This window comes from Ferruginibacter paludis (genome assembly GCF_030409685.1).
Classification (GTDB): Bacteria; Bacteroidota; Bacteroidia; order Chitinophagales; family Chitinophagaceae; genus Ferruginibacter; species Ferruginibacter paludis.
The window spans coordinates 472,400-488,204 of sequence record NZ_JAUFQJ010000006.1 but is presented as its reverse complement, the minus strand read 5'-3'; the positions used below and the strand labels follow the sequence as shown (position 1 = coordinate 488,204).

General features: G+C 41.8%; 7 protein-coding genes. All 7 read right to left on the bottom strand.

The features are described from left to right. Window positions 1-194: 194 nt before the first annotated feature. The 7 genes from QWZ08_RS12585 to QWZ08_RS12555 all read right to left on the bottom strand — a co-directional run bounded on the left by QWZ08_RS12585 (window position 195) and on the right by QWZ08_RS12555 (window position 15,663). A complete protein-coding gene (locus QWZ08_RS12585; RefSeq protein ID WP_290337772.1) occupies window positions 195-1,115 on the bottom strand; it encodes a sugar phosphate isomerase/epimerase family protein in 921 nt (306 codons plus the stop codon). Between the two features lie 144 nt (window positions 1,116-1,259). Further along, a complete protein-coding gene (locus QWZ08_RS12580) occupies window positions 1,260-4,352 on the bottom strand; it encodes a T9SS type A sorting domain-containing protein (RefSeq protein ID WP_290337771.1) in 3,093 nt (1,030 codons plus the stop codon). A 475-nt stretch (window positions 4,353-4,827) separates the two neighbouring features. Next, entirely contained in the window at window positions 4,828-6,063 is a 1,236-nt protein-coding gene (gene rocD, locus QWZ08_RS12575) for an ornithine--oxo-acid transaminase (protein WP_290337770.1), read from the bottom strand. Between the two features lie 365 nt (window positions 6,064-6,428). After that, window positions 6,429-7,952: an L-piperidine-6-carboxylate dehydrogenase gene (gene amaB, locus QWZ08_RS12570; RefSeq protein ID WP_290337769.1), complete on the bottom strand. Its 1,524-nt coding sequence runs from the start codon at window positions 7,950-7,952 to the stop codon at window positions 6,429-6,431. A gap of 160 nt (window positions 7,953-8,112) precedes the next feature. Continuing rightward, window positions 8,113-10,014: a TonB-dependent receptor plug domain-containing protein gene (locus QWZ08_RS12565; protein ID WP_290337768.1), complete on the bottom strand. Its 1,902-nt coding sequence runs from the start codon at window positions 10,012-10,014 to the stop codon at window positions 8,113-8,115. 125 nt (window positions 10,015-10,139) lie between these two features. After that, window positions 10,140-10,955: a 3-methyl-2-oxobutanoate hydroxymethyltransferase gene (gene panB / locus QWZ08_RS12560; protein ID WP_290337767.1), complete on the bottom strand. Its 816-nt coding sequence runs from the start codon at window positions 10,953-10,955 to the stop codon at window positions 10,140-10,142. A gap of 277 nt (window positions 10,956-11,232) precedes the next feature. Next, window positions 11,233-15,663 carry a PKD domain-containing protein gene (locus QWZ08_RS12555; RefSeq protein ID WP_290337766.1) on the bottom strand — a complete coding sequence of 1,477 codons (4,431 nt, stop codon included), beginning with the start codon at window positions 15,661-15,663 and terminating at the stop codon, window positions 11,233-11,235. Window positions 15,664-15,805: the final 142 nt, after the last annotated feature.

Here is a 15,805-nt window from a genome sequence, read left to right as displayed (position 1 = left end):
TTGTTTATTGGGGCGTAAAGATATTGAAAAGGTGAACGCAAAGTCAAAAGTAAAAATGCAGGAAGCTAAGGCAAAATTCAAAGGTAAAAAGTCAAAACAGGAGAGTTCGTCGTTTATTAAAATCATTATCAAATTTAGTTAGCAGTAACGTCATTCTATTATCCATTATGCAATTATCAATTATCCATTAATTCCTATCCATTAAAATGCGCTCTCATCACTTTTGAATAATGTGCAATGGCTTTTTCCGGTGCTTCAATTTCAGGATGCCATAATTTTTCCCATTCAAAACTAAAGTAACCTTTGTATCCATCTTTATATAAAATATCAATGGCTTCAAAAATGGGTGTTTCACCTTCACCTAAAAAAGTATAGTGCTCTTTGCCATCGGTAACTTTTAAATCTTTAATGTGCGTATGATGGATGTAATTTTTTAACGCCGCATATACGGTAGCAGGCGGCTCTTTTGTCACCGACCACATATTAACAATATCCCACACGAGGCCAACATTGTTGCCTGCCGCAGCCTGCATTATCTTTTGCAGATCTTTCACGTAAACAAGCTCTCCATGCGACTCGAGCACTACTGTTACATTGCTTCCTTTTGCATATTCGCCCAGTTCAATCAAACCCTGTGTAATCAGATCAATGGTAATATTGCGGTCAACTTCTTTCGGCAAATTGTTGGGAAATACGCGAACATTGGGGCAATCTATTTTTTGTGCCAGGTCAATAAAACGTTTGGCATCGTCCAGGTTTTTCTTGCGCTCAGTTGCATCACTATGGTGCATTGCTGCAGATGAGCCAAGGTCTGAAAAATGCAATCCTTTTTCTTTCATCAGTTTATTAGTGGCTGCGATGCTTTCAGGATTGCTGAATTCTTTACATTTATTAAGATCAAGCTCCCGCAGTATGCCCCGTAATTCAAGACCGTCGAATTTATTATCCACCGCAAAATCAACAATTTGCTGAAAGGTCCAGTCGGGGCAGCCGAGCGTGGAAAAAGAGAGCAATGGCATTTTCTTTTTAAAATCAAAACCGCTGCCGGTAAGGCCCATCGCGATCAATATAGCGGAGGTTTGTAAAAAGTCTTTTCTGTTATATGGCTTCATCATTGTTATTTTATCTTTTTAAAGATAAGCAGCAATAGGCAGGCAATCAAATTTCAAGAGACGTATCCTCCGTAAAAAAAATTGCGGCTGCTATTTTTATAAAATGGCAGCCGCGATACTTACAAGTTGAAGTAAAATAAAAGTTATTTACTCCTTTATAAATCTCTTTGTTTCAGCGCCTGATTTTTTTAGTAATTGCAGATTGTAAATTCCCGCAGCGAACCCACTAATGTTCAACTGAATATTGGTGGTTCCGTTCAAGGATATTTTTTTCTCCTGAATGATTTTACCATTTAAATCAGTGATGATGATTGTGGCTGCTTCATTGCTTCCGCTTGTCTGTACAAATAATATATTTTTTGCAGGGTTGGGCGATGTTCTTAAACTAAAACCATCTCCGGTAATACGGACGGTAGCAACATTACTGTAAGAAAATTTGCCATCAATGTCTATCAGCTTTAACCGGTAATAATTAACGCCGGTAAATGGAGTTTGATCAATGGTTGAATAGTTGAGTTTAACATTGCTGTTTCCTTTTGCGGGTACAAAACCAATGGGGGAGAAGGTACCGCCATCCATGCTTCTTTCTACGGCAAATCCGGAAAGGTTTTCCTCGTTTACAGTTTGCCATTGCAATAACGCAGTTTTGTTCGCCTGGGCCATTGCTTTAAACACAGTGAGCTGTACAGGTAAAGGTCCGGCCCCAATGCCCAGGATATTTAAATTAAATCGGGAAGCCATACCCAGCGAACCAGGTATTTGTGAGTACCCGGAGACATATAGTTTACCATTTGAAAATAACTGCGATTCCGGCACACTGTTAGACAAATTTATAAAAGAAAAAGGCACTTCATTTTGTTTAAATGTCGAATCCAGACTACCATCAGTATTTAAAAGTGAAACAATCATAAGATTGCCAGAAGCACCGCCTGAAAGAATTTTTCCCTCATTGCTGAGAGACAAAAAGTAAGGATGATAAATTATGTTATCGACTGTAAATTGAGTTGTGTGATACCCATTATTTCCGAAAGAAGTATCAGGGCTACCATTAACATTATATCTTGCTGTAATGATTTGCGTATAGTTTTCATACACACCCTGACTATAACCTGTAGCCAATAGTTTTCCATCACCTTGTAAAGCTAATTGTCCGCCGAAATAATGAGTAGCCGGCATAAAATAGCTGGTTTGGATCCCTCCATTCCCAAAACTGGTATCAAGATTACCATTTACATTGAGACGTATAAGTTGTAAACCAGATGGGTAGTTTACATTCCAGGCAGAACCACTGACCACAATTTTTCCATCAGTTTGAACTACTGCACTTGTTACTTCCTGAGGTTCTCCTACTGCTGGTGAAGGTATTAATACTAAGCCTGTGTTATTAAAAGTATTATCTAATTCCCCATTTACATTTAACCGCACTATTGAAGATGCATAATTTGGGTAAGCATAGCCATAAATATCCAATGCAGAATCAATACTTTGCCCGTAAGCTAAAATTTTTCCATCGGGCTGTACTGAAACGCCTCTCAAAAAGTCCTGGTTATGCATAGCAACGATTTGTTTACCGTTACTACTAAAATTATTATCCAGACTACCGTCTGCATTGTACCGGTTTATTGCAAAATGGTTATCCGCAGTGGCACCAACGATTATTTTACCCCCCGGGGTAATAGCGACGCCTTTAACGTCTGACACAATTCCCACATTGGTAATTACTTTACCATTAGAGCCAAATGTTTGGTCAAGGCTGCCGTTTGTATTATAACGTACCACAGCAATATCATAATAATTACCATTCCAGGTTTTACCAGCAGTAATTAATTTGCCGTTATTTTGAACAGCGGCTGCAGTAAAATTGGTATTTCCCTGGTTATAATTAATTGTATACTTGCCATTCACACCAAAGCCTGCAACTACATTGCCGTTGCTATCGTATTTGGCAAGTAAAGTATTTGTGTGATCTGTTGAATCTATTGTTGAGGCCCCGATTAATATGTTGTCATTATCGTCAAGTGCAAGGCAATCTAAATAAATTGAAGATGACAAATAAGAAGGGATTATAGTGGAAATATCAGTCGTTAATAGTCCGCTATTTCCAAAAGCGTTATCATTCGAACCATCCCCATTTAGTCTTGTAATGGCGACATTAGCATTTGATCCATTGGATAGATAGCTGCCCAAAATAATTTTTCCGGATTTTTGTACATCAATGAATACCGGAGGTTTTGACACATTATTGAAAGGTCGTGTGCCAGTTCCACTAAAGCTTGAATCCAGCACGCCATTGCTATTAAATCGAAACAAGGAATAATTGCCATAATTAGTTCCGCCCGCAACTATTATCTTGTCATCTTTTTGGCTGGCGACAACCGGATTAAAGAGTGCCTGGCCAGGGCTTGCTATAATTTGCTGGCCGTTATTTCCAAAAGTTGAGTCAATGTTGCCATCCCGATTAATACAAGCTATCGCGAGAGTGCATGCAGTAAGATCAACTTTGGCATTACCCGTTGCAACAATTTTACCATTTGATAAAATTACCAAACCAGTGACAGTAGCATTTTGAATATGAAAAATAATGTCGCCGCCTTTCTGAGGCTTTATGTAAATTAACGGGAAACCGGATGTTACTACACCAGTTTTGTTAAAGCTACTATCTGGAATGCCATCAGCGGTATATCTCATGATAGCAAAATCTGCAGCGTTTGCAATCGGATCATTGATTTGGGCCAAAGGATTGTCGACTCCTCCACCTACTACTATTTTCCCATCGTTTTGTATTGCAAGCGCTTTATTTACCGAGGTTCCGTAAGATTGGGCAAATAGCGGCACCCGGGTTAAATTTGTATTTATAATCCCATCTTTCCCAAAAGTTTTATCCAATAATCCATTTTTAGTTAATCTGACAAGTGTTATTAAATCTGCATCCGGAGTTTTTCCTAATAAAACCATTTTTCCATCAGGTTGCAAAACTCCATAAGGTGACGTCACCTGAATTTGGTCAGAGTAACCATTTAAGCCGTACGAGGCATCGACGCTGCCATCTGCATTTCTTTTTGTTATCATAGTTGAATTTAAAAGTAAAAAATTAGAACCGCTACCATCATTGTTTTGAATGATTTGCCATACGTTCGCACTATATCCGGTGTAAATTGAACCCATGTCTACGTTCGAAATCCCTTTCGTTCCAAAGGTTGAATCAACCGTAAGGGTCATTTGTGCATAACTTGCTAACATTGTGTTGAAGCACATGCAACAGAGTAAAATTTTTTTCATTTTCATGTTCAATTGTATGATTAAAAAAGTTTAAAGAGGGGGCATAAATGTGCCTTTCGTTAGGTGGAAAATCAGGAAGAGATTGAAAACAATAAGGGTAGGTTTTAAGTGGGATAGCGGCAGGAAAACCGGCTACATATTTACCGGAAACCAAATGTAAGTTGGAAAAACGACTATAAACAAAGAAATATAAAAATATTTTTTGTTTTGGAATGGTTAGATGTGATTTATAATTGTGAATAAATGTAATTCGGTCTTTAAGTCCGGTATTCACTGAATATTTTAAAGTTTAACTACGGAAGCTAGCTAACTTACAACAGGCAACAAAAATACTAGGTCAATTAATTTTACATATCTAAACAGGATAGCTCGAGCAGCGGTAGTGCCCGGGCTATCCTGTTATAAGAAAATCCAAATCCATAATCACAACATTTCATTATGCCAGCGTCTGAAGACTTCTGTCAATAATATTCACGCAATCCATCACCTGCTCTTTTGTTATCAGCAACGGTGGCGCAAAACGTATCTTGTCGCCATGCGTTGGTTTGGCCAGCAGGCCATTTTCTTTCAATGTTAAACATAAGTCCCATGCGGCTTCCGGGTTGCTGTGTTTTATTACAATGGCGTTTAATAATCCTTTTCCTCGGACCAGTGAAATAAATGGCGAGTTTAGTTTTCTTATTTCGCTGCGCAATAATTCGCCCATCACTTCAGCGTTCTCGCACATGTTTTCATCTTTCAAAACTGCCAGCGCTGCAATGGCCACAGCGCATGCCAGCGGGTTGCCACCATAGGTGCTGCCATGTTCGCCGGGCTTGATAGTCAGCATGATTTCGTCGTCTGCAAGTACTGCACTTACCGGCAATACGCCACCACTGAGCGCCTTGCCGAGAATTAAAATATCAGGGCGCACATTTTCATGATCGCAGGCCAGCATCTTTCCTGTACGGGCAAGCCCGGTTTGTATTTCATCCGCAATCATCAGTACATTGTACTCGGTGCATAAATTTCTAACGCCGGTTAAATATCCGTCATCCGGAACCATTACGCCCGCTTCGCCCTGGATAGGTTCAAATAGAAAAGCAGCCACATTTTTATCCTGGAAAGATTTTTCCAACGCCGTCAAATTATTGTAGTCTACAGTTGTGTATCCGCCGGTAAATGGCCCGAAATTATTTTTAGCAGAAGGGTCAGTGCTGAACGTGATTACGCCCGTTGTGCGGCCATGAAAATTGCTTTCGCAGGTTACAATCACCGCCTGTTCAGCGGCTACTTTTTTTACTTCATAGGCCCATTTGCGGGCAAGTTTCAATGCCGTTTCAACCGCCTCCACGCCGGTGTTCATCGGCAGTACTTTATCATATCCAAAATAGGTCGTTATAATCTGTTCATACTCGCCCAGCAAACTGTTGTGAAAGGCCCTGCTGGTAAGGGTTAGCTGGCTGGCCTGCTTTGTGAGGGCAGCAATTATTTTTGGATGACAATGCCCCTGGTTAACAGCTGAGTAGCCACTTAAAAAATCATAGTAACGTCTACCACCCACATCCCACACAAAAACACCTTCACCCCGATTTAATACAACCGGTAAGGGATGATAATTGTGTGCACCGTATTTTTCTTCCAGGTCAATATAATGTTGCGTATTGGCGGATAAGTTGATAGTTGATTGCATGATGATAAAGTTGACTAATTAATAAAAGCTATTAAATTCAATAAAGTGGGCGGAAATAGAAAACCTCCTCTCCGTCAATGGGAGAGTGAGCGAAGTGTGAACTTAGTGATTCAGCAAATCAAGATTATTGCTGAGAAAATAGGATATGTTTTGCGAAGATTTGATGGTAATAATTTTTGTGCAAGATATAAAAATTATTTGAAAAATGGATAGAACGCTGATTGCGCTGATTTTGCGGATTTGCACTGATTTTTTGATGGAATGCTGATGAGACTGATTTTACGGATTGACACTGACAAAAAAGCCTTTCTTTAATTATCCGTTAGATCTGTTTGATCTGCGCCATCAGCGTTCCATCCGGTATTTTATAAATCAAACTTAATACCCTGTGCCAGCGGTAATTTATCTGTGTAGTTGATGGTATTGGTTTGCCTGCGCATGTACACTTTCCAGGCATCGCTGCCGCTTTCCCTTCCACCGCCGGTTTCTTTTTCGCCGCCAAAAGCACCGCCGATTTCAGCACCTGAAGTGCCGATGTTTACGTTGGCAATACCGCAATCGCTGCCCGCTGCAGAAAGGTATTGTTCTGCTTCCCTTAGGTTGTTGGTCATAATGGCGGATGATAGCCCTTGTGGTACACCATTCTGCATGGCGATGGCTTCTTCCAGTGTTTTGTATTTCATGAGGTATAAAATAGGAGCAAAGGTTTCATGCTGTACGATGGCGTAACTGTTTTTTGCTTCGGCGATACAAGGCTTTACATAACACCCACTTTCATAGCCCTTGCCTTTTAATACGCCGCCTTCTACAACAAAATTACCACCTTCGGCCTTGCATTTTTCAATGGCATCTTTATACATTTCAACGGCCATGGTATCAATCAACGGACCTACATGATTTTTTTCATTCAAAGGATCGCCGATCTTTAACTGCCCGTAAGCATGCACCAATTTATCTTTAAATTTATTGTACACTTTTTCGTGAATGATGAGCCTGCGGGTGGAAGTACAACGTTGTCCCGCAGTACCTACTGCGCCGAACGCAGCGCCAATCAAGGCCATATCAAGGTCCGCATCTTTTGAAATAATAATGGCGTTGTTACCACCCAGTTCCAGTAAACTCCGGCCGAGTCTTCCTGCCACGGCGGCCGAAACCGCTTTGCCCATTCTTGTGCTTCCGGTGGCGGAAACCAATGCAATGCGGGTGTCGTTGCTCATCCATTCGCCCACGATTCTGTCGCCAACAATTAAATTATTTACACCTTCGGGTACATTATTTTTCTTAAATACTTTCGCGGTAATATTCTGACAGGCAATAGCACACAGCGGTGTTTTTTCGCTTGGCTTCCAGATGCAAACATCTCCGCAAACCCATGCCAGCGTGGTATTCCAGCTCCAGACTGCAACCGGGAAATTGAAAGCGGAGATGATGCCGACGATGCCTAACGGATGATATTGTTCATACATTCTGTGGCCTGGTCTTTCGCTGTGCATGGTTAATCCATGCAGCTGGCGGCTTAAGCCAACGGCAAAATCACAGATGTCAATCATTTCCTGTACTTCGCCTAAACCTTCCTGTAAACTCTTGCCCATTTCGTAACTTACCAATTGGCCAAGCGCATGTTTTTGTAACCTTAATTCTTCACCAATCTGGCGGACTATGTCGCCGCGTTTGGGCGCCGGCCAGGTTCTCCACTCTGCGAAAGCAGTTTGTGCCTGTTGTACAACGGCTTCATAACTTTCTTTATCTGCACTTTTTACGGAGGCAATTAATTGGCCATCCACGGGAGAATAGGAATCTATGGCCGCGCCTTTTGATGAAAGCCATTTTGTTCCGGTTGATACGCCTTTATTTTTTTGCTGTACTTGTAATTGAGAAAGGAATTGCATAAACTGTTTTTTACAAAGTTACGATTGTAAAGTTGTTGATTTGCAGATGCTGTTACTTGTACTTTACAAGCTTCGGTAAAGCTCAATAAAAATTTACTGTAAAAGAGTGCGACGCCAATGCGGCACCACAAAGCTTCCTGGCCCGGCCCAATAATATTTTTTAAAGATCGATGTTTACGCCGGCGCTTGTCCATCTGCGTGGCATAATGCTTCCCAGCAAATCGCTGTATTTGATGTTGGTAATATTGTTGGAAGCAATGAATAACTGTAATTTCCGGTACAGCGTATAACCGAGTTTTGAGTTAAGTAAAAAATAGTTGCTTAAAATAGCCGCGTTGATGGCCGGAGCGTTAAGAGCGCCCCTGTTTTTGTACACCATGTTAGCGGATAGACTGGCTTTTTTATACTGGTATAAAACAGTTGACTGCATGAGTGTTTTCGCGTGGGATATAATATAAAAAGATGGCACGGGGTCTGTACTGACCGAATGCAGGAAAGTAATGCCCGCATTGATATACAAGTGCTGCTGCCGGCTAAATGCTTGTTCGTAGGTCAGCTCAATTTCCACACCGGATGTTTTTACTTTTTTGATATTTTTTGCCAATGCATAGGTACCGGTTGGCGAAAGATTTTCTTTTCTTGGCATGTCGCTGTAAGGGGTGGTTACAAAGTCAATCACATTGTGCTGATTTCTGTAAAAGCCGGTGGCGCTTGCTTTAAAACGATTGTTTAAAATAAGGTCTGCGCCTGCTTCGTAGCTCCAGGCATTTTCTGTGGTAAGATCCGGATTGCCAATGCTGCCTCCACTTACCAAACTTTTGTTGTAATTGTTGTACCGCTCCGTAAAGTCGCCGCCACGGATACTTTTGCCAGTGTTGGCACGCAATGTTATATTTGATAACTGCCAGGAAGCGCTTAACTGCGGCAAAAGCGCCGTTCCATAATTTCCATCTTTGTCTAACCTTAAGCCGGGTGAAATTTTGACCCGATTTTTTGAGTACACACCTGTTGCAAACAAAGCGCCATGAGCGGTTGCATGATTGCCGCGATCGTTGGAAATGATGAACCTTTTATCGAGCTGCATACCAGAGTTTAGATTAAAATGTTCACTTAATTTTTGTGCATACACATATTGTAACAACAGTAAATGAGAGCGGTTGTCATTGGCGGCTGAAGCGGCGTTATAAACATAATGGTCGCTGGTGTTTTTATACAATACATCCAGTTGCTGACTGTGTTTTTTTGACTGTTGCTTTAGCTGGGCCTGGTTCCACCAGGTGTTTACCCTTTCTGTGGCGGTATCACTTTTAAAAGTGGTATAGAAATTTTGTGCTGCAAAATCCCTGGTATCGTAACTGCTGCGTAAGGCCAGCTGCCAGTCGTTTTTTAATGCCATGGCCACTGAACCGCTAAAAGTATGGTTATGAATATAGCCCCGGTTACTGCCTCTTAAAAGCTGGCCCGATGTATTGTTACTTAGTACACCTATTGAACCATTTAATTTTTGCCCGGTGCCATGCCATCCCGCTGTTCCATTTACCAAACCATATTGCCCCAGCGAAACCCCAATGTTTTCGTGGTTACTTTTTTCTTTCACCAACTTGTTGAATGTTTTGGTAATGATGTTGATGACGCCGCCAACAGCCTCGGCGCCATAAACTGCGGCAGCGGGGCCGCGTAATACTTCTATGCGTTCAATCTCATACGGCGCAATGGGAACATAAGATGAAAAGTGCCCGGTGATTGGGTCGTTTACCTTAATACCATCCAATAATACCAATACCTGTTGAAAAGTGCCACCTCTTAATACGATATCGCTCTGGGCGCCCATCGGCCCCCGCGACTGTACTTCAACACCTGGAATGTATTTTAATAACTCATCAATGGAGTGTACACTTAACTGGTTAAATAATTTACCCTCCATTACTGTAATGGAGCGCCCGGTTTCACTTGCTTTTTGAGGAGTTCTGGCAGCCGTAACGGTGATCGGATTTAACTCAATTATTTGAGCGGCAAGGTTAGTAGTAATTAATATGCAAATGAAGAAAAGAATGCTTTTCATAAATTATTTTTGGAAACAGGCGCGGGATAGCTTAACAAAAATTAATTTGAACTGTGCGCAGATGTTGTAAATATTTAGATAGAAAATGCTTGTCAATAGTTCAGGAGATATTGGCAGAACACATATTAATACTGTTCATTTTCGTTAGGGAAATCTTTGGTTTTAATATCTGACACATACTGTTTGATGGCACCTGTTATCTGCTCATCCAGATTTAAGTACCTGCGTAAAAAACGCGGCTTAAATTCCGTGTTAATGCCAAGCATATCATGCATTACCAGCACCTGTCCGTCGCAATCACCGCCCGCGCCAATGCCAATGGTTGGTATGTGTAAACTTTCCGACACTTCTTTCGCCAATATCGCCGGAATTTTTTCGAGTACGATGCCAAAGCAGCCGGCTTCCTGTAAAATAAGGGCGTCTTTTTTTAATTTTTCGGCTTCGGTATCTTCAGTAGCCCTTACTACGTAAGAGCCAAATTTATTGATGGACTGGGGCGTTAAACCGAGGTGCCCCATTACAGGTATGCCAGCGCTGACGATCTTTTTTACGGAGTCAATGATTTCCTCGCCGCCTTCCAGCTTTACTGTGTGGGCGCCGCTTTCCTTCATGATGCGGATGGCAGATGCCAGGGCGATATCAGAGTTGGATTGATAGGAACCGAAAGGTAGATCTACTACCACAAGACACCTTTCCCTTGCCCTTACAACGCTTTGTGCATGATAAATCATTTGATCAAGAGTTATAGGAAGGGTAGTGGCATGGCCGGCCATCACGTTGCTGGCACTATCGCCAACTAAAATGACATCAATGCCTGCCGCGTCAAATAATTTTGCGAATGAATAATCGTAGGCAGTAATCATGGAGATTTTTTCTCCTGCTGCTTTCATTTTCTGAAGTGTATTGGTGGTTACTTTTTTGTATTCTGTTTCTGCGCTCATTTGTTTGCGTGTGGATTTTTAACTGCTGTTGTGAATTATTGCTTAGCCGTGAGCGAAGGAAGGAATTGACTCTGCGTTAGAATAAAACAAATCCGGGAATGATCGCCGGTGTAAATGTAGAGAATATTTATAAAAAATCATCGCAAACCAACGTTGAAATCAGGAAGGCTTTTTACAAGCACGTGCTTGCAGATAAATAAAAAATTAAAGAATGCAGTAACCCGCGGGTTGTTGCGATGGATTATTATTGATTAAGTATTTGAAACAGGAACTGATTTTATCTCACCAAAACTACTGTGCCATTCCGGTTAAATGACCTTCCGGACGGACATTCCATTTGAGCAAAGTAGGCATAGGTGCCAACAGGCAAAGGCTCACCCCTGAAAGTCCCATCCCAGCCTGCAGACCGTTCGCTCGCGATAAAATTATGGCGTTCAAATACTGGTGCCCCCCAACGATTGTAAACGATCAAATGCTTGACCACCGAAATGCCCCTGATGTTGAATACATCATTTTTGCCATCCCCATTGGGCGAGAAGGCCGCAGGAATAAATACCCTGTTTTCCTGGCATTGCAGTTTAAGTATTACCTCTGCAGATGCACTACATCCGTTACTGTTTGTTACAGTGAGGGTATAATTTTTTTGTGCCAGTGGTGTACTCACCGGCGATGGGCAGTCGCTGCAACTGAGGTAATCGGCAGGCATCCAGTTCCATGTAATTACGTCGCTGCTGCTTGTACTGTTCAGTGGTATTTGAGTGCCCAGCAAAATGTCCGGCACCTGCGCAACACTAACAGTGGGTAGTGCTAAAACTGCAATCTTTATTATTGCTGTATCACTAAAGCATTTATATTCGTCCGTTCCGGTGACAGTATATGAAGTGGTTTGTAAGGGGCTTGCTACCGGGTTACTAATGGAAGTATTGCTTAAACCGGCGGTATTGTTGATCCATTGGTAAAATGCGGCGCCAGCAACGTTAATTTGTACCGACTTGCCAAGGCAAACAGCAGCATTGCTGCCGGCAGTTAATTTACCTGGTTGAACAACAGTAATTTTTTGTGCAGCGCTGGATGAGCAGCCGATATTATCTTTTACTGTAACCGTATAAGTGGTGGTAACGGATGGGCTTGCCGCAGGTGAGGCGATGGATGCATTGCTTAAACCAATCGCCGGCGACCAGGAGTAAAATGAACCTCCGGAGGCGGTAATATTTAATTGCTGCCCCCGGCAAATCCTTGGATCCTGGGGAATGACTTTTATAACGGGGTCAGGGTGAACCAGAATAGTATCTGCAAGAGGAGCGAATGCGCTGCAGCCATTGGAATCTGTGAGTACCATCAACGGTATAAAACTACCGGGATGATTGTACTGGTGATTTGTGGTAAGGTTGCCGTTGCTAACAATGGTGCCGTCCCCATAATCCCATACATAAGCTAGCGCATTTTTTGTGGTGATGGTAAATGTGGGCGTTAAACCAATGCAGCCTTCTTTTTTATTTGTTTTAATACCCCCTTGTGGCAGCTGAATCAGCAGCGAATCTTTGAAAGTGCCGGTTAGGCCACTGGGTCCATATACATACAGCGTGATGATGTACTTGCCCGGTTGCTCATAGATATGACCAGGGTAATTTAAGTTATCGGCAGAAGTGCCATCTCCAAAATCCCATTTTACTGAAGTATAGTTGGTGGAGTTGTTAGTCATTTTTACCAAAACAGGCGGGCAGCCCGCCCCGGTTAAATACATTTTATCAAAAGTAAATATTGGTATAAAATTGCTCACAATAATAACCTGCGAAGTAGTATCAGTACAACCGGTGTCAGGATTGGTGGTTATTAATTGTACAGTGTACTGGCCGGGACGTTGATAGGTATGTTGCGGGGAGTAGTCGCTGGAAGAAATGCCATCGCCAAATTGCCATTTGTATTGTGTATTGTTGCTGTTATAGTTATTGGTATTGTTATAAAAATAAACCGGCAGCGTAATGTAAGTATTGGTGGTAGAAGGGTAGAATGTAGCTTTAGGACCGTTCACTGTAACATACTGGCTGTAAGATGGAGTAGTGGTACTGCAACCCGAAGCATCAACAACAGTAAGACTTACATAATAATAACCAGGGTTGCTGTACGTATGCCTCACCAGGCCGCCTTGTGCAACTGTTTCCACTGCACCATCACCAAAATTCCATTGCCAGCTTACGATTTTATTATTGGTATTGGAAGTATCTTTTAACACGATTGGCAATTTAAAACACACATTATCAGTCACCACTTCAAAGCCAGCCTTTGAACCTTTTATTGCAAGCGGTATAAAATTAGTAGTGTCGGGGCATTGAAAGGAAGATGACCTTAAAATGATCCTTAAAGCTGTTGTGTTTGTCGAAAAATTACCCAATGTTCCCTTAAAAGAATTTGACCAGTAATAATTTGAGTCGTTATCTCTGACAATATAACCAGTGAATGCGCTGCCATCGTTGTATTCCAGCTTTTCAAAGTTATAATGATTGTCGTAGGAGGGATAAGCAGGATTGTTCTGAAGTTTGCTGATTTGTATATGAACATTTCCGTCACTGCAAACTTGTGTTGCACTGGCAGTGAGCAATGGAGTTTGTTTCAGTAACACTTTGGTATATATGGAATCTCTGACGGTGCATTGGCCATTAGTATTAATAAGTACGGCTTTATAGCTTCCTGTTGCGTTATACACATGATTTACGGATGGACTATCCGCAAAAAATGTTTTCGTAATTCCATCTCCAAAATCCCACGTCCAGGTGTTTGCTTTTTTCGATTCCTGGGTAAATGTTACCATACCCCTTGTGCCTGCACAGGTATTTGCCTGGCTGGTAATTCTGGGAAAAGGTGGTAAAACTTTAATATAGTTAGTCCTGGTGATGGTATCCCGGCAATTGCCCCGGTTGGCTACAATAAGGGTAACTGTGTAAGTACTGTCATAAAGGTATTGATGCGTTGGGGAACTTCCGTAATTGTAACCGGGGTAATTATTGTCGCCGAAATCCCAGTAATAGTCGGTATCTGCACCCTGGTAAACAGCGTTGAAGGTTACCGGCGAATTGCCACAAATAGTGGTTGAGCCTGCTGAAAAATTGGCTTTTGGCATCAGATAAACGGCAACAGTTCCATAAGTTGCCGTGCCGCTGCAGCCGGTTTTTGTTTTATAGGTGAGCGTAACAGGCCAGTAACCGCCAGTGTTAAATAGATGGCTGGGTTGCGCTTCGGTCGAAAAGTTTCCATCGCCAAAATTCCAGTTGTATTGAATAATGGAATCTGAACTTGTTGTAGTAAACTTTAAAGAGTAGGGGCCACAGGTTGGAGCTGTTCCGTTGGACGTAATACTTACGTAAGGCCCTGTAATGCTAACGTATTGGTTTGCCGTGGAGGTACACCCGGCGGCGTTGGTAACCCTTAACGAAATATAATGATCGCCATTATTGATATAGGTATACGACGGGGCCTGCAATACAGATTGTATATCTGTTAAATAATACTGATTAAAATTCCACTCCCATTTTACTGCAGAGGCAGTGGTATCTTTAAAGTTAACCTTAACCGGTGCATTGCATTCACTCGTTTTGTTGGTAATAAAACCATTCAGGTTGGGCACTTCATTTATTACCGCTTTTTTAGATGCAGAATCCCTGCAGCTGCCGAACGTATTTTTGAGTTCAATGGTATGTGCTCCGGTTACTGCAAAATTATAGTTTAAGCTATTGTCATAATAATAGGCATAGGCTGGCACACCATCAACAAACCATTCTGTTGTGGAGGCTATAGGTGTGCTGGTATTATTGAAAACAATATTAAAACCCTGGCATATCAGTGATGGAACCGTAAAATCAGTTTTAAAATTGTCTACATTAATATATCCGCTTTGCGTGTTAACGGCCGCACATCCCTCTGAACTGGTAACGGTTAACGTTACAGTGAAAGTACCTTTGGTTTTAAAGGTGTGTGAAGGTGTTATGACCGTTGACGTGGTGCCGTCACCAAAATCCCACAAATAGGTCAAAGTGCCGGGACCGTAACTAGTATTAGTAAATTCAACGGCATCAGTTACCCTGCACAAAAAAGTTCTGCTGGCGCCGAACACGGCGCTGATAGCAGGTAAAATAGTCAGGATGTTATCTTTCTGAATAGTTTTAGTACAGCCATAACTGTTACCAACGGTCAGGCTCACACTTACTTTTTGAGGAATCGTGTAGGTATGTGCCGTGGCTGAATTGTACCCTTGCTGCGTATTCCCATCCCCAAAATCCCACGTATAAAGATTGCTGCCCTGGGTAGTGGTGGCATTAAAATTAACCGTCACCGGTAAACATCCTTTAACCGGGGAAACGGTAAAATCTGCCAGTGGAGGGGTATTGACTGTAACCTGTTTTGTTTTGGAACTGGTGAAGGAACCATCACTGACTGTGAGCGTTACATTGTATGTTTTTTCTTCAATAAAAATAGCTCCGGGGTTTGCAATGAAGGCACTGTTACCATTATCAAAATCCCAGGTATAAATTGCCGCAGCAGAAGCGCCCGAAGAAGTATTGGTAAAATTGACGGCGAGCGGCGCACAGCCGTTACTTTTATCCAATGTAAAATCAGCAGTAAGTTGCGCCGTTGCATTGGCGCAATACAATAATATAATTAGCGTAAATAATAAAACAGGCTTGTTGTGACGGGCAGTACGGAATGATGGCATAAGCAGGTAGGACAAGATTGCGGTTAAAGGTCTGTGCAATATAAACATTATTTTTTAAAATGTTATATCGCAACCTTATCGCGTCGACAATTTAAACAATCTGAATTTGGTATAAAATAATCAGGTCTTTAATGATAATTGG

Bases quoted from the DNA above. Each gene is read 5' to 3' on its own strand.
- QWZ08_RS12565 (WP_290337768.1), bottom strand. From the start codon at position 10,014: ATGAAAAGCATTCTTTTCTTCATTTGCATATTAATTACTACTAACCTT.
- QWZ08_RS12585 (WP_290337772.1), bottom strand. From the start codon at position 1,115: ATGATGAAGCCATATAACAGAAAAGACTTTTTACAAACCTCCGCTATA.
- QWZ08_RS12580 (WP_290337771.1), bottom strand. From the start codon at position 4,352: ATGTTAGCAAGTTATGCACAAATGACCCTTACGGTTGATTCAACCTTT.
- rocD (WP_290337770.1), bottom strand. From the start codon at position 6,063: ATGCAATCAACTATCAACTTATCCGCCAATACGCAACATTATATTGAC.
- amaB (WP_290337769.1), bottom strand. From the start codon at position 7,952: ATGCAATTCCTTTCTCAATTACAAGTACAGCAAAAAAATAAAGGCGTA.
- panB (WP_290337767.1), bottom strand. From the start codon at position 10,955: ATGAGCGCAGAAACAGAATACAAAAAAGTAACCACCAATACACTTCAG.
- QWZ08_RS12555 (WP_290337766.1), bottom strand. From the start codon at position 15,663: ATGCCATCATTCCGTACTGCCCGTCACAACAAGCCTGTTTTATTATTT.